This window comes from Kutzneria sp. 744, assembly GCF_000568255.1.
GTDB lineage: Bacteria > Actinomycetota > Actinomycetes > Mycobacteriales > Pseudonocardiaceae > Kutzneria.
This window is the reverse complement of record NZ_KK037166.1, coordinates 667,298-691,293: the sequence shown is the minus strand read 5'-3', so window position 1 is coordinate 691,293 and position 23,996 is coordinate 667,298. Positions and strand designations below refer to the sequence as shown.

General features: G+C 70.3%; 21 protein-coding genes and 1 pseudogene. 16 read left to right on the top strand and 6 right to left on the bottom strand.

Going from position 1 to position 23,996, the window contains the following annotated elements; translation table 11 throughout:
- A partial coding sequence (locus KUTG_RS03145; protein ID WP_198046982.1) for a beta galactosidase jelly roll domain-containing protein occupies window positions 1–1,037 on the top strand: 1,037 nt, incomplete at its 5' end.
- 1 nt (window position 1,038) lies between these two features.
- On the opposite strand, the gene KUTG_RS03140 is transcribed toward KUTG_RS03145, so the two are convergent.
- Both KUTG_RS03140 and KUTG_RS03135 read right to left on the bottom strand, forming a co-directional pair.
- Window positions 1,039–2,127, bottom strand: a complete 1,089-nt coding sequence (locus KUTG_RS03140; RefSeq protein WP_043714763.1) for a substrate-binding domain-containing protein — start codon at window positions 2,125–2,127, stop codon at window positions 1,039–1,041.
- Window positions 2,124–3,950, bottom strand: coding sequence for a heparinase II/III domain-containing protein (locus tag KUTG_RS03135; protein ID WP_232240624.1), 1,827 nt, complete (start codon window positions 3,948–3,950; stop codon window positions 2,124–2,126). The genes KUTG_RS03140 and KUTG_RS03135 overlap by 4 nt, the downstream gene beginning before the upstream one ends.
- Before the next feature lie 78 nt (window positions 3,951–4,028).
- Here KUTG_RS03135 and KUTG_RS03130 point away from each other — a divergent pair, with 78 nt between their 5' ends.
- The 5 genes from KUTG_RS03130 to KUTG_RS03110 all read left to right on the top strand — a co-directional run bounded on the left by KUTG_RS03130 (window position 4,029) and on the right by KUTG_RS03110 (window position 9,600).
- Window positions 4,029–5,366: an ABC transporter substrate-binding protein gene (locus tag KUTG_RS03130; protein ID WP_043714761.1), complete on the top strand. Its 1,338-nt coding sequence runs from the start codon at window positions 4,029–4,031 to the stop codon at window positions 5,364–5,366.
- Window positions 5,363–6,226 (top strand): carbohydrate ABC transporter permease, encoded by an 864-nt coding sequence (locus KUTG_RS03125; protein WP_052393831.1) that lies wholly within the window; start codon window positions 5,363–5,365, stop codon window positions 6,224–6,226. The genes KUTG_RS03130 and KUTG_RS03125 overlap by 4 nt, the downstream gene beginning before the upstream one ends.
- On the top strand, window positions 6,223–7,047 hold the full coding sequence (locus tag KUTG_RS03120) for a carbohydrate ABC transporter permease (protein WP_043714759.1): 825 nt from the start codon (window positions 6,223–6,225) through the stop codon (window positions 7,045–7,047). The genes KUTG_RS03125 and KUTG_RS03120 overlap by 4 nt, the downstream gene beginning before the upstream one ends.
- Window positions 7,044–8,981, top strand: coding sequence for a DUF2264 domain-containing protein (locus tag KUTG_RS03115; protein WP_043728095.1), 1,938 nt, complete (start codon window positions 7,044–7,046; stop codon window positions 8,979–8,981). The genes KUTG_RS03120 and KUTG_RS03115 overlap by 4 nt, the downstream gene beginning before the upstream one ends.
- Window positions 8,982–9,099: 118 nt before the next feature.
- The gene (locus KUTG_RS03110; protein WP_232240623.1) at window positions 9,100–9,600 is read left to right on the top strand and encodes a MarR family winged helix-turn-helix transcriptional regulator; all 501 of its coding nucleotides are present in this window, start codon (window positions 9,100–9,102) and stop codon (window positions 9,598–9,600) included.
- Between the two features lie 45 nt (window positions 9,601–9,645).
- Here the strand turns inward: KUTG_RS03110 and KUTG_RS03105 are convergent, their stop codons facing one another.
- A complete protein-coding gene (locus tag KUTG_RS03105) occupies window positions 9,646–10,155 on the bottom strand; it encodes a MarR family winged helix-turn-helix transcriptional regulator (RefSeq protein ID WP_043714754.1) in 510 nt (169 codons plus the stop codon).
- A gap of 90 nt (window positions 10,156–10,245) precedes the next feature.
- On the opposite strand from KUTG_RS03105, the gene KUTG_RS03100 reads away from it, so the two are divergent.
- The 7 genes and pseudogenes from KUTG_RS03100 (at window position 10,246) to KUTG_RS03075 (ending at window position 14,590) form a co-directional block, all read left to right on the top strand.
- Entirely contained in the window at window positions 10,246–10,836 is a 591-nt protein-coding gene (locus KUTG_RS03100; RefSeq protein WP_043728093.1) for an NADPH-dependent FMN reductase, read from the top strand.
- Between the two features lie 10 nt (window positions 10,837–10,846).
- Complete coding sequence (locus KUTG_RS03095; RefSeq protein WP_043714752.1) at window positions 10,847–11,242, top strand: ester cyclase; 396 nt, start codon at window positions 10,847–10,849, stop codon at window positions 11,240–11,242.
- Window positions 11,243–11,390: 148 nt separating this feature from the next.
- A complete protein-coding gene (locus KUTG_RS03090; protein ID WP_043728092.1) occupies window positions 11,391–12,323 on the top strand; it encodes an NADP-dependent oxidoreductase in 933 nt (310 codons plus the stop codon).
- 86 nt (window positions 12,324–12,409) lie between these two features.
- Window positions 12,410–12,799 (top strand): (4Fe-4S)-binding protein, encoded by a 390-nt coding sequence (locus KUTG_RS03085; RefSeq protein WP_043714750.1) that lies wholly within the window; start codon window positions 12,410–12,412, stop codon window positions 12,797–12,799.
- Between the two features lie 40 nt (window positions 12,800–12,839).
- Window positions 12,840–13,733 carry a Rossmann-fold NAD(P)-binding domain-containing protein gene (locus KUTG_RS03080; RefSeq protein WP_232240622.1) on the top strand — a complete coding sequence of 298 codons (894 nt, stop codon included), beginning with the start codon at window positions 12,840–12,842 and terminating at the stop codon, window positions 13,731–13,733.
- Between the two features lie 136 nt (window positions 13,734–13,869).
- Window positions 13,870–13,971, top strand: a pseudogene (locus tag KUTG_RS65900) (hypothetical protein); the annotation flags it as partial.
- Window positions 13,972–14,029: 58 nt separating this feature from the next.
- Window positions 14,030–14,590, top strand: a complete 561-nt coding sequence (locus KUTG_RS03075) for an SDR family NAD(P)-dependent oxidoreductase (RefSeq protein WP_052393830.1) — start codon at window positions 14,030–14,032, stop codon at window positions 14,588–14,590.
- Window positions 14,591–14,647: 57 nt separating this feature from the next.
- Here KUTG_RS03075 and KUTG_RS03070 read toward each other — a convergent pair whose 3' ends face one another.
- Entirely contained in the window at window positions 14,648–15,118 is a 471-nt protein-coding gene (locus KUTG_RS03070; protein WP_043714748.1) for a MarR family winged helix-turn-helix transcriptional regulator, read from the bottom strand.
- A 167-nt stretch (window positions 15,119–15,285) separates the two neighbouring features.
- On the opposite strand from KUTG_RS03070, the gene KUTG_RS03065 reads away from it, so the two are divergent.
- Window positions 15,286–15,648 (top strand): nuclear transport factor 2 family protein, encoded by a 363-nt coding sequence (locus KUTG_RS03065; RefSeq protein ID WP_043714746.1) that lies wholly within the window; start codon window positions 15,286–15,288, stop codon window positions 15,646–15,648.
- A 128-nt stretch (window positions 15,649–15,776) separates the two neighbouring features.
- The gene (locus KUTG_RS03060) at window positions 15,777–16,139 is read left to right on the top strand and encodes a nuclear transport factor 2 family protein (protein ID WP_043714744.1); all 363 of its coding nucleotides are present in this window, start codon (window positions 15,777–15,779) and stop codon (window positions 16,137–16,139) included.
- A gap of 202 nt (window positions 16,140–16,341) precedes the next feature.
- On the opposite strand, the gene KUTG_RS03055 is transcribed toward KUTG_RS03060, so the two are convergent.
- Both KUTG_RS03055 and KUTG_RS52805 read right to left on the bottom strand, forming a co-directional pair.
- Window positions 16,342–19,998 (bottom strand): glycoside hydrolase family 3 C-terminal domain-containing protein, encoded by a 3,657-nt coding sequence (locus KUTG_RS03055; protein ID WP_043714742.1) that lies wholly within the window; start codon window positions 19,996–19,998, stop codon window positions 16,342–16,344.
- A gap of 28 nt (window positions 19,999–20,026) precedes the next feature.
- A complete protein-coding gene (locus KUTG_RS52805; protein WP_052393828.1) occupies window positions 20,027–21,157 on the bottom strand; it encodes a glycoside hydrolase family 11 protein in 1,131 nt (376 codons plus the stop codon).
- Between the two features lie 527 nt (window positions 21,158–21,684).
- Here KUTG_RS52805 and KUTG_RS03045 point away from each other — a divergent pair.
- A complete protein-coding gene (locus KUTG_RS03045; protein WP_198046981.1) occupies window positions 21,685–23,733 on the top strand; it encodes a cellulose binding domain-containing protein in 2,049 nt (682 codons plus the stop codon).
- Window positions 23,734–23,996 lie beyond the last annotated feature (263 nt).

The window sequence follows — 23,996 nt, the reverse complement described above, 5'->3', positions numbered from 1 at the left end:
TCCGGGCCGTCACGCAGCTTCCGGGGCCGGTCGATCCGCGGTTGCCGGCCCTGACCGGCTGGCGCACCGCGCCGGGTTCCCCGGAGGCAGCGTCCGGCTACGACGACTCGACGTGGGCGGTCGCCGACAGGACCGCGACGAACAGCACCACCAAGCCGCCGGCCGGGCAGCCCGTCCTCACCGCGGACGACTACGGCTTCTCCACCGGCGACGTGTGGTACCGCGGTCACTACCAAGGTGTCGTGCCGGACCAGCTCAGCCTGCGGTACGGCGGCGGGGGCGCCGGGATGCTGCAGGCCTGGCTCGACGGCGAGTACCTCGGCGAGAACGTTCTGCCCAGCGCGCTGGCCTCGCCGCCGACCACCGGCACAGCCACGTTCACGGTGCCCGAGAGTCTGCGCGGCGACGGCCCGCACGTGCTGTCGGTGATGGTCCGCGACGACGGCCACAACGAGGACGGCGGCGTCAACGACGCGCACAAGGAGGGGCGCGGCCTCATCTCCGTGACACTGAACGGAACGTCGTGGCGGATCCAGGGCGGCCGCCCCGATCCCGTGCGCGGCCCGCTGAACAGCGGTGGCCTCGCCGGCGAGCGTGACGGCTGGCACCTGCCCGGATTCCCGGACCGCGACTGGGCGCCGGCCACGGTGCCCGCCGCCACCACCGACCCGGGAACGACCTGGTACCGCACCACGTTCGACCTCCGCGTGCCGGCCGGCCAGGACACCTCCGTCGGGTTGACCATCGGCGACCCGAGCCGGCCGCGGTCGGGCGGCCACTACCGGGCGCTGATCTTCGTCAACGGGTGGAACCTCGGGCAGTACATCGCCGACGTCGGGCCGCAGCACACCTTCGTGCTGCCGACCGGCATCCTCGACCCGCACGGCCGCAACACCCTGGCGATCGCGGTCACGAGCGACGGCGGTCCCGGCAACGGACTGGAGAACGTGACGCTGACGAACCTGGGATCCGCCCGCGGCGGCGTCCCCGTGCACCTGGTGACCTCGCCCGGCTACCGCTGTCAGTCCCTCTGCTGAGTCACCGCGCCGGGGTTCCGCAGGACTCGCGGATGACCAGCGTGGGCCACAGTTCCACGCGGTGCACGGGCCGCTCGGCGCCGTCGGCGAGCCGGGTGAGCGCCAGCTCGGCGGCGAGCGCGCCGAGCCGGTACTTCTGCGGGCACACCGCGGTCAGCGGCGGGTCGGACGCGGCGGCCACCTCGTCGTCGTAGGTGACGACGGCGAGGTCACCCGGCACGTCGATGCCCAGCTCCTGGGCGCGTTCGAGGAATCCGATCGCCTCTCGGTCGGCGTGCACGATCAGGGCATGCACGTCGCGTTCCCGGCACCGCCGCAGCAGTTCGTCGTAGGCCTGGGCCCAGCAGGGCTGGCCGTAGGCCGGCACCTCGGCGGTGAGCACCTCGGGCAGGCCGAGCGTGGACACGGCCTCCGACCAGCCCCGCCGCAGGGCGCGGCTGGTCGGGCTGGACCGCGAGGTGACGAGCCCGATCCGCCTGTGGCCCAACGTCACCAGGTGCCGCACCGCCATGCCGGCGCCGAGCCCGTGCGCGGTGTAGGCCGCGTCCAGCGCGAGCACGGGCAGCTCCGGCGGCGGAACCCGTTCCATCAGGATGACGGAGACGTTCAGGGAACCCAGCCAGCGCAGCAGGTCCAGCCCACGACTGCCCTCGGTGCTCGGCGCCACGAGCAGGCACTGCATGCCGCGGTCGAGCAGCTTGGTCACCTGCCGGCGGTCCTCGGCCGGATCGTACGCGGAGGCGCGCAGCAACAGCCGACCGCCCGCGGCCGTCACGGCGGACTGGACGCCCCGGATCACCGTCGGCCAGTAGTACTCCACCGAGGGCACCACCATGCCGATCTCGCCGCCACACAGCCGGCCGAACGCCGAGCGGGCCGCGGACGCGCTGCCCTCCGCGATGCCGCGGTGGGGGAGCCGGATGCCGCCGTGCACGCGGACCACCAGGCCGCGATCGGCCAGCACGGTGACGTCGCGGCGGACCGTGACCGGCGTGACGCCGAGCTTGTCCACGAGGTCGGTGAGCCGCACGGTTCCCTGCGCGCGCACGGCGGCCAGGATCAGTTCCTGACGTTCCGACGCCAGCTTCATTCCGTTGCCTCCCACCGCACCGTGAGCGAGCCCGTGCCGGCCGGCAGCCGCAGGGTCAGCCGGGTCAGCGACTCGCCCCAACCGGCCCGCAGCAGCGGGTCGGTGATCTCCTTCTGCTCCAGGGAAGCGTCGGCCGGGACGCCCCAGATCATGCGCACCCGGCGCGAATCGTCCAGCTCGATCACCGCCCCGCCCTCGGCCGGCTCGACGGTGCCGGCGAGAACGTGCCGCAGCAGCACGGTGTTCCGCGCCCCGGTCCACGAATCCACGACTTCGACATGTGGACGCGGGCCTCGGACGAGCCGGGCCGTGCGGCGCCAGCTGTCCACCGTTCCCGGCGGATACGCGGCCGCGAGATCGGCGTGCAGGGCGGCGGTTTCCGTTGCCAGCTCGACGTGAACGCCGGTCGCGGTGAACTCGGCGCCGGGCTGCTGCGCGGCCCCCGGCTCGGGCACGTTGTGCCACGCGCTCTGCAACGGCCAGGCGGCGTAGCGGTCCGGCCCGAAGCTGGCGGCCGTGTAGGTCGGCTGCCCGACATCGACCAGCACGGGACGACCGTGCAGGGCCACCCAGTACGAGCCGACGTCGAGGTGGTTGTGCCGCTCGCCGTTGTGCCCAGCTTTCATCGCCAGGGTCAGGCCGGCAGCGGTTTCCCGTGCCACCAACACCTGCACTCGTGGCAGCCACACGTGCGGAGCGTGCCAGCTCTCCGTCCGTTGTGGACTCGGTGGGATCGGGTTGGCCAACGCGTCGAGCGCCCGGCCGAGGCCGGCCGTCGGGTGCACGGTGTGGCCATTGGCCAGCGCGTAGGCCTGGACGTCCTTGTCGCCGAGGCGTTCACCCCACCGGTACAGCACGGGCCACGGCTGGGCGGCGGGCAGCCGGGCGAACGCGTCCCCCGCGTTGACGTACCAGTCGTCGCCGAGGTGCATCCGGTGCGGGAACTGGATCAGTTCGGCGAACACCGGCCGGTCACGGCAGTCGAGGGCCGGGCCGCCCACCATGGCGAGCAGGTCGAGCGCTTCGAGCAGCCGGCCGGCGCCCTGCCACCAGTAGGCCACGCCCTCGTCGATCCCGCCGTCGTCGGGCAGCACCGCGATGAAACTTTCAAGGCCGGTCATGACGAGCCGGACCAGATCGGCCCGCCGCGCGGGGTCGTCGCACAGCAGCAGCGTGGCGGTCAGCACCGCGCCGTGGATCCACGGATTCCAGTTGTGCGCGTCGCCGTCGACACCGATCCAGTGCCAGTCCCGAATTCGTTCGAAAGGATCGAACACGCGTTTGTCCACCTCGCGCCGTAATCGGCGACGCAGGCCCGGCGCCCTGGCGTCCAACAGCGGTCCGAGCACGTGATCGGCCCAGGCCAACAGCGAAGTCACCTCGGCCGCGCCGAGATCCAGGTAGGGGTCGTCGACATCGGGCACGACTTCCCCACGGGCCGCGGTGAAGCCGTCGTGCGGGGCCCAGCACCACGTGCTCGCCTCCGCGAGGGCGACCATGCCGTCGATTGCCACGTCCAGAAAGGGTTCCACCTCGCCGGTGAGAACCACGCCCAGCACCGCCACGCCCACGCGGTCCCGGAGTCGCCGCGCGGCATCCTCGTACTCGGTTCGCACGCCGTCACGAAACGCCCGTGCCCACGCCGTCGCGCTCAGCACCGGGGGAGGCGTGGCCAGCTCCGTCTCGGCGGCCGCCAGCAACCGCCGGCGCACGTCCGGGTCCACGCGATTCCAGACCGCGCGATCGGTCACGTCCGGGATGCCGATCCGGCTGCGGGCATGGTCCAGCAGTGTCGCGAGGTCCGAGGCTGTCAGCGCTTTCACTATCGTTCCCGTTCGTTTTTGATCGAAAAGGATCGAAACAGTTGACGTTGAGCATCGTACAGCTGAGGGTTGCTCCCCATGGACCCGACGATGGGTGAAAAAACGGTGCTGTCGCGCCGAACGGCCCTGCGTGCCGGGGCCGCGCTGGCGGCCGGCGCGCTGCTGGCGGACGGGCTGTTGGGTGGCTGCGCGACCTCGGCCGCGGCGGACGGCCGCACCGTCGTCCGGATCTGGTCCTGGCTGACCGGCATGGACTCCTACATCGCCGCCTTCAACGCGGCGCAGCGCCACGTGCACGTCGAGCTGAGCGTGATCAGCAGCGGCCTGAAGGGCGGCTACGCCCAGGAGGTCAACGCGATCAAGGCCCACAACGCGCCCGACATCATGCACGTGGAGTACCAGGCGCTGCCGCAACTGCTGCTCAGCGGCGGATTCCGGGAGATCACCGCCGACCTCGCCGACCTCGGGCCCGGCTACACGCCGGCCGCCTGGCGCGCGGTTCGGCCGGACGGCCGAACCTGGGCGGTGCCGATGGACGTGGCGCCGATGGTGTTCTACTACCGCAAGGACCTCTTCGACGCGCACGGCATCCCCGTTCCCGTGACCTGGCAGGACTTCCGTGCGGCGGCCGAGGCCGTGCGGGCCGCCGACCCGACCGCCAGGATCACCACCTTCCCGCTCAACGACGGCTCGTTCTTCGCCGGCATGTGCTGGCAGGCCGGCGATCCCTGGTGGCGCATCGACCACGACGCCTGGGCGGTGGACATCAGTGGCCCCGGCACCGTGCGGACCGCCGAGCAGTGGCAGCGGTTCATCGCCGACGACCTGGTCGCCACCGACCCGACCGGCGACCAGGGCTGGATCGCGTCGATCCACAACGGACGGCTCTGGGGTCTGCTCGGCGCGTCCTGGAACGTGGGCACCTTCGCCAAGTCGGTGCCGAACGACACCGGGCGGTGGGCGGTCGCGACGATGCCGACGTGGGACGGCCGGCCGGCCAACGGCATGCAGGGCGGCAGCGCGTTCGCGATCTCCAAGCAGAGTCGGGTGGCCGAGGCCGCGCTGACCTTCCTGCGCTGGCTCAGCACCGACCCGGCCGTGGTGCGCGTCGGCTCCGCCTTCACCGCCCCGTTTCCCGCCTTCGACGCCAGCCGTGCCGTGGCGCGGGACGTCTACGCGAGCAAGTTCTTCCTCGGGCCACCGGTGTACCAGGTGCTCGACGAGGCGGCCCGCCGCGTGCCGGACTGGACGTGGGGGCCGACCGCGCTGGGGTCGTTCTCGGTGGTGGCCGACACCTTCAGCGACGTGCGATCCGGCCACACCACGATGCCGGACGCCGTGCGGGCCGTGCAGGCCCGTGCGGTGGCGGACATGCGCGGCCGCGGACTGTCCGTTGTGGAAGGAGGAGCGAGGTGAGACGTCGCCGTGGCGCGGGTTTCACGCTGGTGTTGCCGTTCGCGGTGTTGCTCGTGCTCACCGTGCTCGTGCCGGTGTTGTACACGGTGTACCTGAGCCTGTTCACGGACCGGTTGTCCGGCCTGGGATTCGACGGTCCCCGCCAGGTGTTCGTCGGCATGGGCAACTACCTGTCGGTGCTGGTGGACCGGGCCTTCGGCCAGAGCGTGCTGACCGTCGCGCTGTACGCCCTCGTGCAGGTGCCGGTGATGCTGGTCCTCGCGCTGGTGCTGGCGCTGCTGCTGGATTCCGCGGTCGTGCGGCTGCGGCAGGTCTGGACGCTCGCGCTGTTCCTGCCGTATGCGGTGCCGGTGGTGATCGGCGGCCTGATCTGGGCGTACCTGTACAGCCCGGGTGTCGGGCCGCTGGCCTCGCTGCTGGGCTTCGACCCGCTGAGCGGGCGGGGAATCCTGCCCGCGGTGGTGAACATCGCCACCTGGCAGTGGGTCGGCTACAACGTCGTGATCTTCTACACGGCGCTGCGGGCGGTGCCGAAGGAGATACTGGAGGCGGCCCGGGCCGACGGCGCCGGTCCGGTGCGCACGGCTTTGACGATCAAGGTCCCGCTGGTGCGGCCGACGGCGTTCGTGGCGCTGGTGTTCACCGTCATCGGCTCGCTGCAGCTGTTCACCGAGCCGTTGGTGCTGCGCAGTTTCACCGGGGCTGTGACCAGCACCTGGACCCCGAGCCTGTACGTGTACGAATCGGCCTTCATCACCAACGACTACGGCCGCGCGGCGGCCGCGTCCGTGCTGCTGGCGGTGGTGTCGGCGGTGCTGTCCGCGCTGGTGATGCGCCTGTCGACCCGGAGGTACCGATGAGAAAGGCGTCGGTGCACCTCGTGCTGCTGTTGGCGGCGCTGTACAGCGTGCTGCCGTTGGTGTGGCTGGTCACCTCGGCCACCAAGTCGCTGGGCGAGTTCTCCACCACCAGCGCCTTCGCTTTCGGCCACTGGAACCTCGGCGCCAACGTGAGCGCGCTGTTCGACCAGGACGGCGGCGTTTTCCTGTGGTGGATCCGGAATTCGCTGCTCTACGCCGGTCTCGGCGCGGTCCTGGGCTCGCTGATCTGCACCGCCGCGGGGTACGCGATCGCCAAGCTCAGCTTCCCCGGGCGGCGCCTGCTGTTCGCGCTGACGCTCGCCGGCGTGCTGGTGCCGACCACGGCCCTGGCCCTGCCGCTGTACCTGCTGGCGGCGCAGCTGCACGTGGTGGACACCTTCTGGGCGGTGTTCCTTCCGTTGCTCACCAACCCGTTCGGCGTGTACCTGGCCCGCGTGTACGCCGACGCGGCGGTGCCGGGCGAGGTGCTGGAGGCCTCGCGGATGGACGGGGCGGGGGAGCTGCGCACGTTCTTCACCGTGGCGCTGCCGATGATGCGGCCCGGCCTCGTCACGGTGCTGTTGTTCCAGTTCGTCGGGATCTGGAACAACGTCTTCCTGCCGCTGGTGATGCTCACCGATCCCCGGCTGTTCCCGATGAGCCTCGGCCTGTTCCAGTGGAGCACCCGCGTGACGCAGTTCCCGCAGTACACGCCGCTGGTCGTCACCGGATCGCTGCTGGCGGTGCTGCCGCTGGTGATCGCCTTCATCGTGCTGCAGCGGCAGTGGCGGTCTGGCCTCGCGACCGGGGCGGTCAAGTGAATCCGGAGATCCCGACGCCGCACGGGGCAGGCTGGACCCGGGACGACTGGGTCGCCCTGGCGCGGCGGATGCTGGTCGCGGTGGAGCCGTACCGGTCGCCGCTGGGCGCACGGGTGGACCTCCCGGGACCGAACAGCGGAAACGGGGCTGCCTCCGACGGCCTGGAGGGCTTCGCCCGCACGTTCCTGCTGGCCGGCTTCCTCGTCGCCGGCAACGGCGGTGTCGATCCCGACGGCTGGTTGGAGCGGTACGCCGTCGGGCTCGCCGCCGGAACGGATCCCTCCTCGCCGGAGGCGTGGCCGCGCGTCGACCGGCTCGACCAGGCGAAGGTCGAGGCCGCGTCCATCGCCCTGATCCTGCAGCTGACCCGTCCCTGGCTGTGGGACCGGCTCGCCGCCGGCGTGCGGGAGCGCGTGGTCGACTGGCTGGCCGGCGTGATCGGGCAGCCCTACCCGCCGATCAACTGGGTGTGGTTCCGCATCGTCGTCGAGTCCTTCCTGCGCGAGGTCGGCGGCCCGTGGTCGGCCGAGGACATCGAGGCGGACCTCGCCGTGCACGCGGGGATGCGACGGCGCGACGGTTGGCTGAGCGACGGCCCGGAGCGGGCCTACGACCACTACGTCGGCTGGGCGCTGCACCTGTACCCGTTGCTGTGGACCCATTTGTTCGACGTCACCGGTTCACTGGTCACGGCCGGGGTGCGGGCTCAGTGGGCCGCGGACCTGACCCGGTACCTGGACGACGCGGTGCGCCTGGTCGGCGCCGACGGGGCGCCGCTGATGCAGGGCCGCAGCCTGACGTACCGGTTCGCCACGGCGGCGCCGTTCTGGGTGGCCGCGCTGACCGGGACCGGCGGGCTCGATGCAGGGCTCATCCGCCGCGTGACCACGCGCATGGCGCAGTACTTCGTCACCAACGGGGCGCTGGACGCCAAAGGCATCCTGAGCCTGGGGTGGCACGGGGAGTGGCCGGCGGTCCGGCAGGCCTACTCCGGTCCCGGATCGCCGTACTGGGCGGCCAAGGGCATGCTCGGCCTCGTGCTGCCCGCCGGCCACCCGGTGTGGACGTCGCCGGAGCGGCCGCTGCCGGTGGAGATCGGCGACGAGGAGCGGGCGGTGACCGCGCCGGGCTGGCTGCTCTCCGCCCGCCGGCAGGACGGCTTCGCCGTCGTGCTCAACCATGGCACCGACCATGCTCTGCCCGACGACCAGCGTTCCGACTCGCCGCTGTACAGCCGGCTCGGCTACTCCACCGTCACGATGCCGCCCTCGTCGGGCTGGGCCCGGCCGCTGGACAACACCGTGGCCGTGATCGACGCCGACGGCCGGGCCAGCCACCGGGCGGGTTTCCGCACGCTGTACGTGGGGGAGCGGCCCGGCGGCATTCTGCTGGCGGCGTCCAGCGGTCCGGTCCGCTGGGTCGACATCGACGACCGCTCGCCCGACCACGGCTCCGGCCGCGGTGGGCCCGTCACCGCCGGACCCGTGCTCACCGTCGCCTCCGTCCTGCGCGGCGGCACCGAGGTGCGCCTGTGCCGGATCGACGCCGATGAGCCGGACGAGCGCTGGCGTGCGGTCCGCCTCGGCGGCTGGCCGGTGTCGGGCGACGACAAGCCGTTGACGGTCAGCGGATCGGCCGCCAGCGCCTGCGTCGGCCGGCTCCGCTCGGAGCTGCGGCCGCTACGCGGGTTCGCGCGCAGCGGCGTGGCCGTCGAGCGGGACGTCACGCCGCTCGGACGGTGGACCGCGACGCCCTGGCTGGCGACGAGGGGCTCGGTCCCGCTCGGCGAGGTGCTCGCCGCCGTGGTGGTGCTCGGTCGCGGTTCGCCGGCGCCGGATCTGCACGTGGTGTCGGACCAGGTTCAGCTGTTCTGGCCGGACAGCCATCGGGTCACCCTTTCCCTGCCCGCCTTCGGAGGTGCGGAGCGTCCCTGACGCGCTCGCTGGCCGGCAGTGCTCCTTGAACTGGGCCGGCGTGGACCTCCGCCGACGATTGACGCGTCAATATTGACGCGTCAATCGTCGGTCGCTAGTGTTGAGACATCAACTACTGATGCGTCAACTACTGGAGCGGCACATGGGCGAGGCGGGCGGCGAGCGGCGCAGGCCGACGGGCGACGAGCTGCGGATCTGGCGGAACTTCATCGAGACCGCGGAACGGCTCAGAACCCGGATGGCGCGGCGCATGCAGCGGGAGTCGATCCTGTCCCCGGCCGACTATCAGGTCCTGCTCGCCCTGCACGAGGCCGACGGTCAGCGGCTGCGGTCGTCGGTGCTCGCGGAGGTGTGCGACTGGGAGCGCAGCAGGCTCTCGCACCACCTCAGGCGAATGGAGTCCAAGGACCTCGTCACCCGCGAAGGCAACGCGAAGGACCTGCGCGCCGCCGAGATCGTGCTGACCGAGACCGGGGCCGCCGAGCTCCGTCGCGGCGCCGCTCCTCACCTGCAAGCGATTAGCGAGCTGTTCGTCGACGCGCTGACCGCGGACGAGCTCGCGAGCGTCGAGACGCTCACGGCGGCCCTGCGTCGCCATCTGGACACCGCTGGCGACTGAACGCACAGCTTCGACGGTAACGCGAGCCGTGCCGGCCGTGACGAGCTATGTCGTCTCGCGCAACGCCTTGCGGATGGTCGGCGCCAGCGGCAGGTCGCTGGCGTTGAGCGCGGCCACGATCCGGGACGCGGTGTTCTTCAACTCGTCCCGCCCGGTCTCGCCCAGGCCGTCGAAGACCAGTTCGCGGATCGTCGCCACGTGTCCCGGCGCGGCCTGCTCCATCTTCGCCCGGCCCGCCTCGGTGAGCACGGCGTTGGTGGCCCTGGCGTCGTCGGGGTCGACCCGGCGCTCCAGCAGGCCGCGCTTCTCCAACCGCGCCACCAGGTGGGAGATCCGCGACAGCTCGGCGTTGGTCAGGATGGCCAGCTCGCTGAGGCGACGCCGACCCGACGGCGCGTCGGTCAGCCCGGCCAGCACGTAGTACTCCAGGTAGCTCAGCTGGGCGTCACGCTGCAGCTGCGCGTCCAGGGCGACGGGCAGCAGAACCAGCGCCGCGTGCAGCGCGCGCCAGGTGCGGGCCTCGTCCGCACTCAGCCAGTCGGCGTTCTCCGTCATCGGCCGAGCCTATCCCCGGTGGATTTTCGGGCGCCCGGCCTGCCAGAAATACATGAACGTTCACGTAATCGACCGAATCGAGGGATGGCCATGTCCACGCTCAAGATCGCCGTCGTCATCGGCAGCACCCGCCCCGGCCGCAACGGCAAGACCGTCGCCGACTGGGTGATGGCGCAGGCCGCCGGGCGCGCCGGCGTCGAGTACGAGCTGCTCGACCTGCTCGACTATCCGCTGCCGCACCTCGACGAGCCCGTGTCCGCGAAGGCCGGACCCGACCTGTACTCGAAGGACCACACCAGGGCGTGGGCCGGCAAGATCGCCGAGTACGACGCGTACGTGTTCGTCACGCCGGAGTACAACCACTCCACGTCCGGCGTGCTGAAGAACGCGATCGACTACCTCTACCAGGAGTGGAACAACAAGGCGGCCGGGTTCGTCAGCTACGGCGGCGTCGGCGGCGCGCGGGCCATCGAGCACCTGCGCGGCGTGCTCAGCGAGCTCCAGGTCGCGCACGTCCAGCAGCAGCTCAGCTTCTCGCTGTTCACCGACTTCGAGAACTTCACCGCGTTCACGCCGGCCGAGATCCATGCCGCGTTCGCCCAGGTGCTGTTCGACCAGCTGGAGAGCTGGGCCGGCGCGATGCGGTCCATGCGCCAAGCGGCCGCCGTCTCGGCGGCCTGAGGCTTACCCCATGTCTCACAACGACTTGCGCGGGTTCTACCGGAACTACCTCGACCTGCTCAACAACCGCCGGTTCGACGAGCTGAGCGAGCTCTTCCACGACCAGGTCACGCTGAACGGCCGGCCCGTCAGCCGCGACGACGTCATGACGGCGATGCGGTACACGGCCGGCGAGGCGGTGCCCGACCTCGTCTGGACGGCCCACGAGGTCGTCGTCGAAGGCGACCGGCTGGCGGCACGGCTGGTCGATGCCGGCACACCGGTGCGGGAATGGCTCGGCGTCCGGCCCACCGGCGGTTCGTTCGAGGTCGACGAGACCGCCTTCTACCGGGTGCGCGACGGCCGCGTCCAGGACATGTGGTTCGTCGTCGACACCGCCGCGGCACAACGACAGCTCGATTCCTGAAGGTGCGACACCGTGCGTTCGCAAGGCGAATGGGCGGCCGAGGACGGCCCGGCGCCACCGGCAGGAACCCGGTCGCCCGCAAGACGCCGATCGTCGTGCTCGACCGCATCACCGACCTACCTCCGTGACAGAACGCCAGGAGACGACCATGCCCAGGGCTGTGCAGTTCACCCGTTTCGGAGGACCCGAGGTCCTCTCCGTCGTCGACGTTGCCCGACCGGAGCCCATCGAGGGCCAGCTCCTCGTCCACGTGGTGGTGGCATCGCTCAACCCGGCGGAGGTCGGCATCCGTGAAGGCGCGTTCGCCCAGATCTGGCCCGCCGACTTCCCGATGGGCCAGGGACACGACTTCTCCGGCGTGGTCGCCGCGCTCGGGCCGGGAGTCACCGGTTTCGAGGTCGGCGACCCGGTGATCGGGTTCGCCCCCCGCGCCGCGATGGCGGACTTCACCGTCATCGACGCCTCCACCGCGGCGAAGATGCCCGAGGGCATCGACTTCGCCTCCGCCGCAACGATTCCCGCCTCGGGTGCCACGGGGTGGGCCGGTGTCGCGGCCGTCGATCCGGGCGAGGGGGAGACCGTGTTCGTGTCGTCGGCCTCGGGTGGCGCCGGTGTGTTCACCGTCCAGCTCGCCCGGTTGCGGGGCGCGCGGGTCCTCGGCGGCACCTCCTCCGCCAACGCCCACCGCCTCGAAGGGCTCGGCATCGAACCCGTCGCCTACGGACCTGGACTGAGCGCCCGACTGCGGGACCTGGCTCCCAGCGGGATCGACGCGGTCATCGACACCTTCGGCGGCGGGTACGTCGACCTCGCCATCGAGCTCGGCGTGGCGCCGGCCCGCATCAACACGATCGCCGACTACGCGGCGGTCAGCCGCTACGGCGTGCAGTCCCAGGGCAACGGCAACGCCATGTCCCCGGAGATCTGGACGGCACTGCAGGATCTCGTCGTGTCCGGGCAGCTGATCGTGCCCGTCGAGGCCGAGTACCCACTCGAAGACATCCGCCGCGCCTACATCGACGTCGCCACCCGCCACGGATTCGGCAAGCGGGTCGTCCGCCTGCGCCCCGACCCGCGCTGACCCGGCAGTACGCCGGCTGGATCAGCAACCACCCGGAACACCATGACCTGACCCGGATCCGCCACCACACTGTGCTGGGAAACAGGATGACTGAGGCGAAACCCAAGTCCTACGACGGATCCGACATCACCGTTGCCTTCGACGGCAACCGCTGCCTGCACTTCGCCGAGTGCCTGCGCGGGCTCCCTGCGGTGTTCGACGTCAAGACACGGCCCTGGATCTCGCCCGACAGCGCGGACGCCGACGAGGTCGCCGAGGTGGTGCGACGCTGCCCCAGCGGGGCGTTGCACTACACCCGTCGCGACGGCTCCACCGAGACACCGCCCGACCCGACACTCGTCACAGTGGTCGAGAACGGCCCGATCCTCCTGCACGGCAACCTTCTTCTGTCCTCCCGGCGCGAAACCCGTGTGGCGCTGTGTGCCTGCGGCCAGTCGTCGAGGAAACCGTTCTGCGACAACACCTGCCACAACTGACCACCTACTCCACCCACCACAACACCAAGGGATGAACACCATGGGTGCCTTCGGAACTCTTGACCGCGCCACCGTCGTCCGCTCGACCCCCGTCGAACGGCTCGACCTGACGGGCAAGCGCCTCACCGTCGTCGGCGGCACCAACGGCCTCGGTCAGGCGATCGCCCGCCAGGCCCTGGCCCTCGGCGCGGGCGTCACCGTTGTCGGACGCACTCTCCGAGACGCCCCGCACAAGCGGCTGCGCTTCGTGCAGGCCGACCTGTCCTCCATGAGCGGCGCGGTCCGCCTCGGTGAGGAACTGCCGGCCGAGGACGAGGACGTCGTCCTGTTCACCAACGGGATCACCGCCGCCAAGCTCCGTGAGGAGACCTCCGAAGGCGTCGAACGCGACATGGCCGTCAGCTACCTGAGCCGCTACGCCCTGCTGCAGGGCCTGCACGAGCGCATCGGCGTCAACCGGCCGACGAGCTCGCCCCGGGCGCGGGTCTTCGTGATGGCGGGCCCCGGCGGTGACCAGGACGGCAACCCGGCTGACCTCAACGCGTTGACCGACTACAACCAGAACACAGCGCACATGAACACCGTCGCGGCCAACGAGGCGCTGACCATCAACGGCGCCAACGCCACGAACGGACCCGCCTACTTCGGACTCAACCCCGGCCTGATCAAGACCGACATCCGCGCCAACTACCTCGGCGCGGGCAGCTTCGCCCACAAGGCCACCGAGGCCCTCGTCGGTCTGCTCGCGCAGTCCCCGCAGACCTACGCCCGCCGCATCGTGCCGGTGCTGTTCACGCACGACCTGAACCATCGCACGGGCGTGATGTTCGATCGCAAGGCACGCCCGATCCGGCCGTCGCTGGGTATGACGCCGAATCGCGTCGAGAGCTTCATGACCGCGTCCGACTCGCTGCTGCGCCGTGTCGTCGGGTGATCGAACCGCAGCACCTCGGCGTCCGAAAGCGACAGTGAACGCCGAGGCACTGCGGTTCGAGGTGCTCGGCCTGATCCGAGCCTGGCACGGTGAGACCCAACTCGACCTCGGCACCCCGCAACAGCGGGCGGTGCTGATGAGCCTGTTGCTGCGCAAAGAGAATCCCGCGTCGCTCGACGAACTGGTCACGTCGATCTGGGGTGCTGAGGCGCCTTCCGCCGGTCCGGCTGTGGTCCGCACCTACCTTTCGCGCCTGCGAAAGGCGTTTCCCGTCCACGTGGTCAGATCGGTCCGAGGTGGATACCTTCTGTCCGCGCACGAGCTGGATCTCACCGAGGTGGAACACCAGCGCCGCCTCGCCCGCCGAGCACATCGTCGTCAACAACGCGTTCGCCGCCGAGGTGCACCCGCTCGCCGATTTCCCGCTGGAGGTGTTCGACCGCATGGTGTCGGTCAACATCCGCGGCGCGTGGATCGCGGTTCAGGCCGCCGAGCCCCATCTGGGTGAGGGCGGGCGGATCATCAACATCGGCAGCGTGTTCGCACAGCGCCAGCCGCCGGGCTCCATGGCGGGCATCGCCGCGTACAACCTGACGAAGGCCGCACTCGAAGGCATGGCGCGCGGACTCGCCCGCGAGCTCGCCCCACGCGGCATCACCGCCAACACCGTCCTGCCCGGCGCGGTCGACACCGAAGCGTTGCCCGCCCACATGGCAGAACTCATATCCCAGTGGGCGCCGGCGGGCCGCCTCGCCACCACGGCCGAGGTCGCGAACACCGTGTCCTTTCTGGCGAGCGAAGACGCCTCCTTCGTCACCGGCGTGAGCCTTCCGGTAGACGGAGGCTTCGCAGCGTAGCAGTCCCCGCCGTCAATTCGGGGCGCAGCGGCGCGAGCTCGACCGTGCGGGCGAGGGCTACGCCCCGTGCTCCAGATTGCCGCTGATGATCTCGGCGATGGCCCGCAGCTGCTTGATCTGCTCTCGGCTCAACCCGGCCAGCACGGTGTCGCGGGCGAAGGCGTCCTGGAGGGGGAGGGCCCGGTTCACCAGCCGCAGTCCCGCTCTGGTCAGCACAGCCTGGTAGGCACGGCCCTTCTCCGGAGTGTCCTCGCGGCGCAGCAGGCCGCCGGCCTCGAGTTTGGCCAGGGCGTGTGACAGGCGGCTTTTGTGGAATCGCAGCGCCTGGCTCAGCTTGGTCAGGCCCATCGTGTGGTCGGGGGCGCCGGCCAGCAGGGCCAGGACCTTGAAGTGGCTGTGCGAGATGCCGGCGTCGTGCTGCGTCTGCCGCTCCAGTTCGGCCTCCACCAGGTGGGCCAGGATGACCAGCGCCTGCCAGTCCTCCCGGTCCTCCCGGGTGACGGCGGCGGTCGGCGTTCGTGCGGGCATGGGCCCATCATCGCGCACCGCACCGCACCGCACCGCACCGTACCGCGCCAGGCGAGTTGCACGTTCAACTCATCCCGCAGTAAGTTGAACGTGCAACTCACTACGAGGGTGCGGCCGGCGGCGCGACGTGAAGCCGGCCTGACCGGCGCCTTCACGGAGGAAGACCCATGTCCAAGAAGGACATCGTGCGCACCGCCATGCGGGAGCTTTTCGAGGAGAAGGACGCCACCGCGCTCGACCGTTACTGGGCCGAGCCCTACGTTCAGCACAGCCCGAACATGCCCAACGGCCTGGACACCCTGCGCGCGGCCCTGCCGAGCCTGCGCGGCTTCCGTTGGCAGCCCGAGCACATGTACGAGGACGGCGACGTCGTCATCGCCCTGAGCCGGGTCAGCGGCTGGCTGCCCGAGGGCGACGCGGCGATCGCCGACTTCTTCCGGCTCGAGAACGACCGCATCGTCGAGCACTGGGACGTCGTGCAGCCGTACGTGCCTGCCGACCGGACGGCCAGCGGCAACCCGATGATCTGAGTGGCAGCATGGCCTGATCGCCTACATGCGCTTTCCGACGATCACTCGTGTGAACACGTTCCGACCGTCCTTCGCGACAGCCCACGGAATTCGCGCCGCACCTGGTGCGACCCGGAGACGGAGACACGATGACCGAGCCGATCGAGGCCTTGGTGAGGTCGCACCTGTTCGAGGTCTTCGGCCAGCGAGACGCCCGACTGCGCTTCGCGGCCGTAGAACGCGTCTACGCCGAAGATGTGCAGTTCGCCGACCCGGACGGGGTCGTGGTCGGCCGAGAAGCACTGAACACGAAGGCCCAGGGCCTGCTCGACGATGCGCCGAGCTTCGTCTTCGACCAAGACGGGCCGATACACGTCAACCACGACCTGAGCGTGCTCGCGTGGACGTTCGGGCCCGAGGGACAGCCACCAGTGGTGAAGGGGATGGACATCTGCCTGGTCCGCGACAACGTGATCGCCAAGGTGTACACGGTCATCACCAAGGCGCCCTGACGGCAACGCAGTGGGTCGACGCTCCCGGATCAGCGGGTGATGCAGGCCTACGTGCCGGACGACCAGACAGCCAGTGGCAATCCGATGCTCAGCTGAGCGTGCTTACCCTCCCGCTGGACGTTCCCGGCACACACCGGGACCGAGAACGGGTTGTCCCGCCGGCACAACAGCCGGCGGGACAACCAGAACCGCGGCTGTGCGGTCAGCCGATGGCGATGCTGAAGATGTGCATGGCCGCCGTGCCGGAGGGCGCCCCGTCGCTGACGTCCGGCAGCGTCAGGTAGCGCACGGTCTTGCCCGCCTGCAGCGGTATCGGGGCGTAGTACAGGCTCACCTGCTGGTTCTCCCGGCCGGTGCTGGTGTTGAGGTACGGGACGGTGGTGAGGATGTCGCCGCCGGTCGCGGCATTGGCCCACCAGTCCGCGAAGCTGACGGTGTGGGACTCGGTGGTGCCGTCGGTGTAGGTCACCGTCGCGGTGCCGGCCGGGCTGCCGTAGTCGCCGGCGCCGATCAGGCCGAGCGTGTGGCCGGAGCCGGAGATCGCGATGGTCTGCCCGCCGCCCACCCCGCCGGCGACCACGTTGTCCTGGCTGCCGGGCGGCGCGTCCGGCCAGGTGAACGTCAACCCGTCATGGGTGAAGACGGCGCCGGGAGTGAGGCTGGGCGTGGCGTTGGCCAACGCCTGGGCGGAGAAGCTGGCGCCGCCGCCGTCGAAGTTGCCCGCGCCCGGGTTGGCGTCGTCGCTGATGGCGACGTTGTTGAACGCCGAGGGCAGCGACGGGTACGGCGGATGCGGCAGCAGCACGGTGGTCGCATCCACGGAGCTGGCCCGCCCGTTGACGGAGGTGAACGCGGCCTGTGCCGACACGTCGAACTTGCCGGGTTGCGCCGATGCCGGCACACCGACCTGCCAGGTGGTGCTCACGGTCTGCCCGGCGGCGACGGTGGCGAAGGTGGACGGCGACGTGGCCTTCGCGCTCCAGTCGGTGGGCACGGTGAGCGTCAAGGCCACATCGTGCAGCGGCCTGGCCCCCACCGGGTTGGGCAGCGACGCGCTGACGGTGTACGTCATGCCCGGCTGCACCTGGGCCGGTGCGGTGAGCGTGAACGGCTGCTTGACGACGACCGGCGTCGAGCCGGTGACCCCGTTGACCGTGACGCTGATGGTCGCGACACCGGGGGCCACCAGGGTCACCTTGCCCGTCCTGCTGACCTGCGCCACTCGCGGATCGCTGCTGCGGTAGCTCACCGTGGTGTGCGCCAGGTCGACGAACGACTCGTCGTTGTTCACCGCCTCGACGATGCGGTCGGCCGGCACGTGCTGCGCGGCCTGCGCGGTGTCATCGGCGATCCACGGGTTCTTGCCGGTGAGGTCGATGCTCTGGCCCGGCGCGAAAACCACCTGATCGGGCTGCACGGTCACGTACCGCGTCCTGGGAGTGATGGCCCCGGTGACGCGCACCGTGCTGGCGCCGACGATGTGGTCGGCGTCGGTGCCGACACCGAACCGGTAGGAACCGTCGTACACCACGTCGCGGTGCTTGGCCTCGTCCCAGAACGCCAGATCGCTGACCCGCACCGAAATGGCCAGCTGCTGGGACTGGCCGGGGGCCAGCACCTTCGTCTTCTGGAAGCCGGCCAGTCGTTCGCGCGGCAGTTCCACGCCGGGCACGGTGAACGGCGTGGAGGCGTACAGCTGGGCCACGGTAGCGCCGGCCGTGTGTCCGGTGTTGGTCACGTCCACGTGCACGGTCACCCGGCCGTCCGCGTCGACGCTCCGGTCGTCGGTGCGCACGTGCGAGTAGGCGAAACTGGTGTAGGACAAGCCATAGCCGAACGGATAGGTCGGCGTGCCGGTGAAGTACTGGTAGGTGCGGCCGATGCCGCCGGTCTGCGACGGGGTGAGGCCGTAGTTCTTCAGGTCGGGCAGCTGCGTGTCGTCGGCGTACCAGGTGAAGTCCAGGCGGGCGCCGGGATTCTGCTTGCCGAACAGCACATCGGCCAGCGCGGTGCCCTGGCTCTCCCCGTTGTACGAGCTGAACACGATGGCCGGGAAATCGCCCTTGACGTCGTCGATGGCGACCGGGCCGCCGGCCTGGATCGCCAGCGCCGTGTGCGGATTGCCGACCGCGTGCACCTGGTCGATCAGCGAGCCGTAGTTGCCCGGCATGGCAATGGTGGCGCGGTCCTTGCCCTCGGTGGCCACGCTCGTGTCGGTGCCGACGAACACCACGACCAGGTCGGCGGTCTTGATCGCGGCCAGGGTCGCCGCCGAGCAGCTCGCCGCCGCGGTCGCGCCGGTGGACGTGCCGCAGGCGTCGAAGGTGACGGTGGCCGCGGGGTTGGCCGCCTTGACCGCGGCGGTGATGCCCTGCGTCGCGCTCACCTGGAGGGCCGGTTCGCCGGAGTAGTCGCCGAGGGTGACCGTGCCGGCCAGGTCGCCGACCACGACGACGTTGCCCAGCTTGGCCGGATCGGCCGGCAGCAGCGGCGTCCTGGTGCCGGCAACGGGGTCGTTCTTCAGCAGCGCCAACGAGTTCGCCGCGACCTTCTCGGCCAGCGCCTGGTGCTCGGGGCTCTGGATCTGGTCCTTGGTGATCTTCGTGTAGGGCACCTGGCTCGGCGGGTCGAACTCACCGGTCTGCATGCGCATGGTGAACAGGTGCACCAGGGCGTTGTCGATCACGCCCTCGGACAGCACGCCGGCCCTGATGGCCTCCTGGATGTTGGCGAGGGTGTCCTCGGCGCCGGTGCAGTTGAGCTGGGTGCCCGCCCGCAGCGCGTACGCCTGGCCGCCGGCCGCGCCGGAAACCTGTTGCCCGGTGGCGGTATTGGTCCACTGGGTCGCGCCGTTGGCGGTGGCCGTGGTCCAGCCCGGCGGCGCCCAGTTGTGGCTGCCCGGCGCGTAGACGTCGCCGACCGCGCTGCAGTCGGAGGTGGTGTAGCTGTCGAAGCCGTAGGTTCGCTGGGCCAGCTCGTTGGCGGTGTAGGTGTCGGCCGGCGCCGGGGTGCCGTTGATCGCGTTGTACGAGGTCATCAGGCCGGACACGTGCGCGTTCTGGATCAGGTCCCGGAACTGCGCGGTGTAGTAGTCCCGGAGGTTGGCGTCGGTGGTGTCGGAGGAGTCCGCGTGCCGGTCGTTCTCCACGTCGTTGAGGGCGTAGTGCTTGGCCGTGGCCGCGACCTTCAGATACGGCGTCATCGGTCGGCCGGACGGGGTCTGGCCCTGGTATCCGTCCACGAACGCGCCGGCCATCCGGCCGACCAGCAACGGATCCTCGCCGAACGCCTCGTCGGTGCGGCCCCATCGGGGATCGCGGTCCATGTTCACGGTCGGGGCCCAGTAGGTCAGTGAGCCGTAGCCGTTCTGGTCCGGGCCGATGTTGTTCTGCGCGACGCCCCACAGCGACTTGTCCAACATGCCGCGGGCCTCGTCGGAGATCGCCGTGGTCTCCTGGTAGATCAGGTTCGGATCCCACGACATGGTGCTGGCCAGGTTGGTGGGGAAGCTCGTGGCGTGCACCCCGCCGGTGGCGGTGCCGTGATTGGTGTTGGCGCCGAGCGTGTTGAGCCCGTGCTGCCCTTCGCTCCAGTACGTGTACTGCTGCACTCCGAGCCGGGGAATGGCCGGCGCGCTGTTGGTGTGCAGCTGCAACACCTTCTCGCCGAGCGTCATGCGGGAGACGAGGTCGGCGGCCCGTTCCGCGAAGCTGTGGTGGGTGTCGCGATACAGCGGCACGGCGGTCGCGGAGGGCTGCGCCGATGCCGCCGTCCAGGTGGACGGGACGAGGACGGCGGCGGCGAGCACGGCGCCGGCGACGAGTCGTGCTCGTCGCCGGACGGGGCGGATCAAGGGCATCGAGACTCCGTCACAGGGTGGTCGGTGGTCATCCGAGGGACCATCGCTGGTTGCTCTGGCCGTTGCACGTCCCCAGATCGACCTGCGCGGCGTCGGCCGTGGAGCCGCCGACGACCTCGAGGCAGAGTCCTGATTGGACGCCGGTGACCGTGCCGTTGGAGTTGAGGGTCCACTGCTGGTTGGCCCCGCTGTTGCAGGACCACGTCTCCACCTTGGTGCCGGGACTGGTCTGGTTGTCGTAGGCGTCCAGGCAGAGGGTGGTGCCGTTGACGGTGGTGGTCAACTGGTTCGAGGAGGTGTGGGTCCAGGTCTGGTTGGCCCCGCCCCAGCAGGAGTAGATCTGCAGCTGTGTGCCCGGCGTCGTCGAGGAGTTCGGCACGTCCAGGCACTTGCCCGCGCCCACCGCGTGCAGGGCGCCCGTCGTGCCGCCGCCTCCGCCGCCGCCACCGGAACCGCCGAGGACGATGGTGGAGTTGCCGCTGCTCTGGTAGCCCTCCGTGGCCAGGATCATGTAGTACTTGAAGTTGCCGAGGTTCATGCCGTGACTGGCCCAGGCGTCGAAGAAGTTGCCGGTGGTGATGGCGCCACCGGTGCGCCGGGCCTGGCGGACGGCCCAGTACTGGTTGAACGTCTGGTTGCCCTCGACCGAGGGGGCGTTGTAGCGCGTCGTCTCGTAGATGTCGTACGTGCCGCCGTCGCTGGTGACCGTGCCCTTGTAGGTCCCGGTCGGCCGGTAGCTGCCCCAGTTGTCCACGATGTAGTACTCGACGAGCGGGTTGGACGTCCAGCCGTAGAGGGAGAGGTAGGCGTTGCCGGAGGGGTTGAACGAGCCGGAGTAGTTGACGGTCATGCGTGCGCCGTTGGCCCAGCCGGTGCCGGCGACGAAGTTGTTGACGTTGCTCCACGAGGTGCTGTAGTTCCCGCCGGAGCCCAGGGTCATGCAGGCGGAGCCGCCGCCGGCGGTCCAGAACGAGTAGTAGTAGCCGTTGCTGTTCCCGGTCTGGCTCGAACAGATCGTGCCGGCGGCGTTGGCGGTGCCGGGCAGCGCGATGGCCACGAGGGCGAACACCACGGTCAGTGCGACGGCCCGGACGACGCCGATCAGTGATCTGCCGCGCCGCCGCAGGGAACCGCGGCGCTCGAAATGGGCAGCGCGCATGTGTGCTCCTTCCCCACTTGTGCGAGAGATGCCGGTCTCGGAAGTAACACTCATGGATGGCATCCGCAGGCACTGATGAGTCTGGTTTCGGTGTGGCACGGGCCCGGTCGGCCACCATCGATAGCAGCCGATCTGCCCGTGCGGCAAGCAGTCGAGGTGACGCGGGATCCTTCGCGCCGGCTTCCTCTCGACGGGCGAGAGGCCACGAAATCACCCGAACCTGGCGTCTGACAGTCGGGCTCAGCTGGGTCACCTCGGCCGCGAGAGTCAGACCTGTCTCGGCTGGCTCGGCCATGATGATTCAGAGTCATCGTTCGTCGTAGCCCTGACAGCCACATGAAACTTTCACTCCAAGGCGGTCGCCCGACCTGCGCTCGTGACGGCCGTCCGCCTGTTTCTTCGGCAGCCATGGGAACGTGACCACATGCTGCGGCGCCCGGATCTTCCCGGTGGGCCGTCCGAAGGGGCGGCACCTGCGATGTCCCGAACTTTTTCTCGGTTGTCCTGCTGCTGAAAGGAATTCCACCGTGCGCGGAAGAAGAAGTCGAACGGCGTCCCTGTCGCTGGTGATGGCGGGAGCACTGGCGGTCGCGAGCGCGCTGACCGTGGTGGCCCAGCCGGGCGTCGCGCACGCGGCGTCCACCGCGACGATCAACGGCGGCCTGACGTACCAGACCATCACCGGCTTCGGCGCCTCCGAGGCGTTCGGTGAGGCGAGCACGGTCATGAACGCCCCGGCGTCGGTCCAGCAGCAGGCGCTCGACCTGTTGTACAGCCCGACGAAGGGCGCGGGCCTGACCATGCTGCGCAACGAGATCAGCGCGGACCCCGGCAGCACGATCGAGCCGAACAACCCGGGCGGCCCGAACGCCACACCGAGCTACGCCTCGCTCGCGTCGATCGGGCAGGACCAGGGTCAGCTCTGGTTCGCCCAGCAGATCAAGAGTCGCTACGGAGTGGACGACGTGTTCGCGGACGCGTGGAGCGCGCCGGCGTTCATGAAGACCAACAACTCGACGGCCAACGGCGGCCAGGTCTGCGGCGCCGGGGCATCGTGCGCCAGCGGCGACTGGCGCCAGGCCTACGCGAACTATCTCGTCCAGTACGCCAAGGACTACGCCGCCGCCGGCATACCGTTGACCTATCTCGGCCCGTCCAACGAGCCCGACTTCAGCGCCAACTACGACAGCATGACCATGAGTCCGGCGCAGATGGCCAGCCTGCTCGACGTGGTGGGCCCCACGGTCAAGAACTCCGGCCTGTCCACGCAGATCGACTGCTGCGCGGCCACCGGGTGGTCGGTGTCCGGCCAGTACGCCGCCGCCATCGCGGCCGACCCCACCGCGCTGGCCGACACCGCCGTGCTGACCAGCCACGGCTACAGCAGCGCGCCCGCCTCCCGGATGTCGGGGTGGAGCAAGCCGACGTGGCAGACCGAGTGGTCGACCTTCGAAGGCTGGGACCCGGCGTGGGACGACGGCTCGCCGGCGTCCGGCCTCACCTGGGCCCAGCACATCCACGCCGGCCTCACCTCGGCCGACCTGAGCGCGTTCCTCTACTGGTGGGGCAGCACGACGCCCTCGCAGAACGGCGACAACGAGGGCCTGTTGGAGATCAACGGCTCCTCGGTCATCCCGGCCGGCCGGTTGTGGGCGTTCGCCAACTACAGCCGGTACGTCCACCCCGGCGCGACCCGCATCGGCGCGACCACCTCGGACGGCAGTCTGCAGTTGAGCGCCTACAAGAACATCGACGGCACGGTGGCGGTCGTGGCGATCAACACCGGCAGCGGCGCCGACTCGGTGACCTACAACCTCCAGAACACCGCGACCGCGAACGGCGCGACAGTCACGCCGTACCTGACCAACTCCACCAACAACGCGTCGGCGCAGGCCGCCATCGCCGTCGGCGGCGGCGCCTTCAGCGCGAGCATCCCGGCGCGTTCGATGGTCACCTACGTCATCGGCGGTTCCGGCGGCACCGGCGGCACGGTGACCGTGACCAATCCCGGCAACCAGAACGGGACCGTCGGCACGCCCACCAGCCTGCAGGTCCAGGCCAACGACTCGACGACCGGCCAGGTGCTGACCTACAGCGCCACCGGGCTGCCCGCCGGACTCACCATCAACGGCAGCACCGGTGTCATCTCCGGCACGCCGACCGCCGCCGGCGCCTCGTCGGTCACCGTCACCGCCGCGGACGGCGCCGGGGCATCCGGATCGGCCGCCTTCACCTGGACGATCTCGCCGGGCGGCGGCGGAGGCGGTGGCTGCCACGTGACCTACCAGCCCAACCAGTGGCCGGGCGGCTTCACCGCGAACGTCACGATCGCCAACACCGGCTCGACCGCGATCAACGGGTGGACGCTGGCCTTCACGTTCCCCGGCGACCAGAAGATCACCAACACCTGGAGCGGCGTGACGACCCAGAGCGGGGAGAACGTGTCCGTCACCAACGTGGGCTACAACGCCGCGATCCCGGCCGCCGGATCCACATCCTTCGGTTTCCAGGGCACCTGGGCCGGCAGCGACGCCTCGCCGACCAGCTTCACGGTCAACGGCTCCGCCTGCGGCTGAGGCGACGGGGGAGGACCGGACCGCGCGGGTTCCGCCCAGGCGGTCCGGTCCTCCGCGGTGTCCCGTGTTCCGTGGATGCTCTGATGTGCCCCGGGTTCCATGGAGCCTGTTTGCTGGACTGTCATGCCGATTCGCGCGGACGGTGGATGTGTCCGCAGACTTCGCACCGAGCCGGGACTCGTCGTGGCGCGCTCACCCGAACGGAGTCCACAATGGACCGGGAGGGCGGTTCGCCGAGGCGAACCGCCCTCCCCATGACCCAT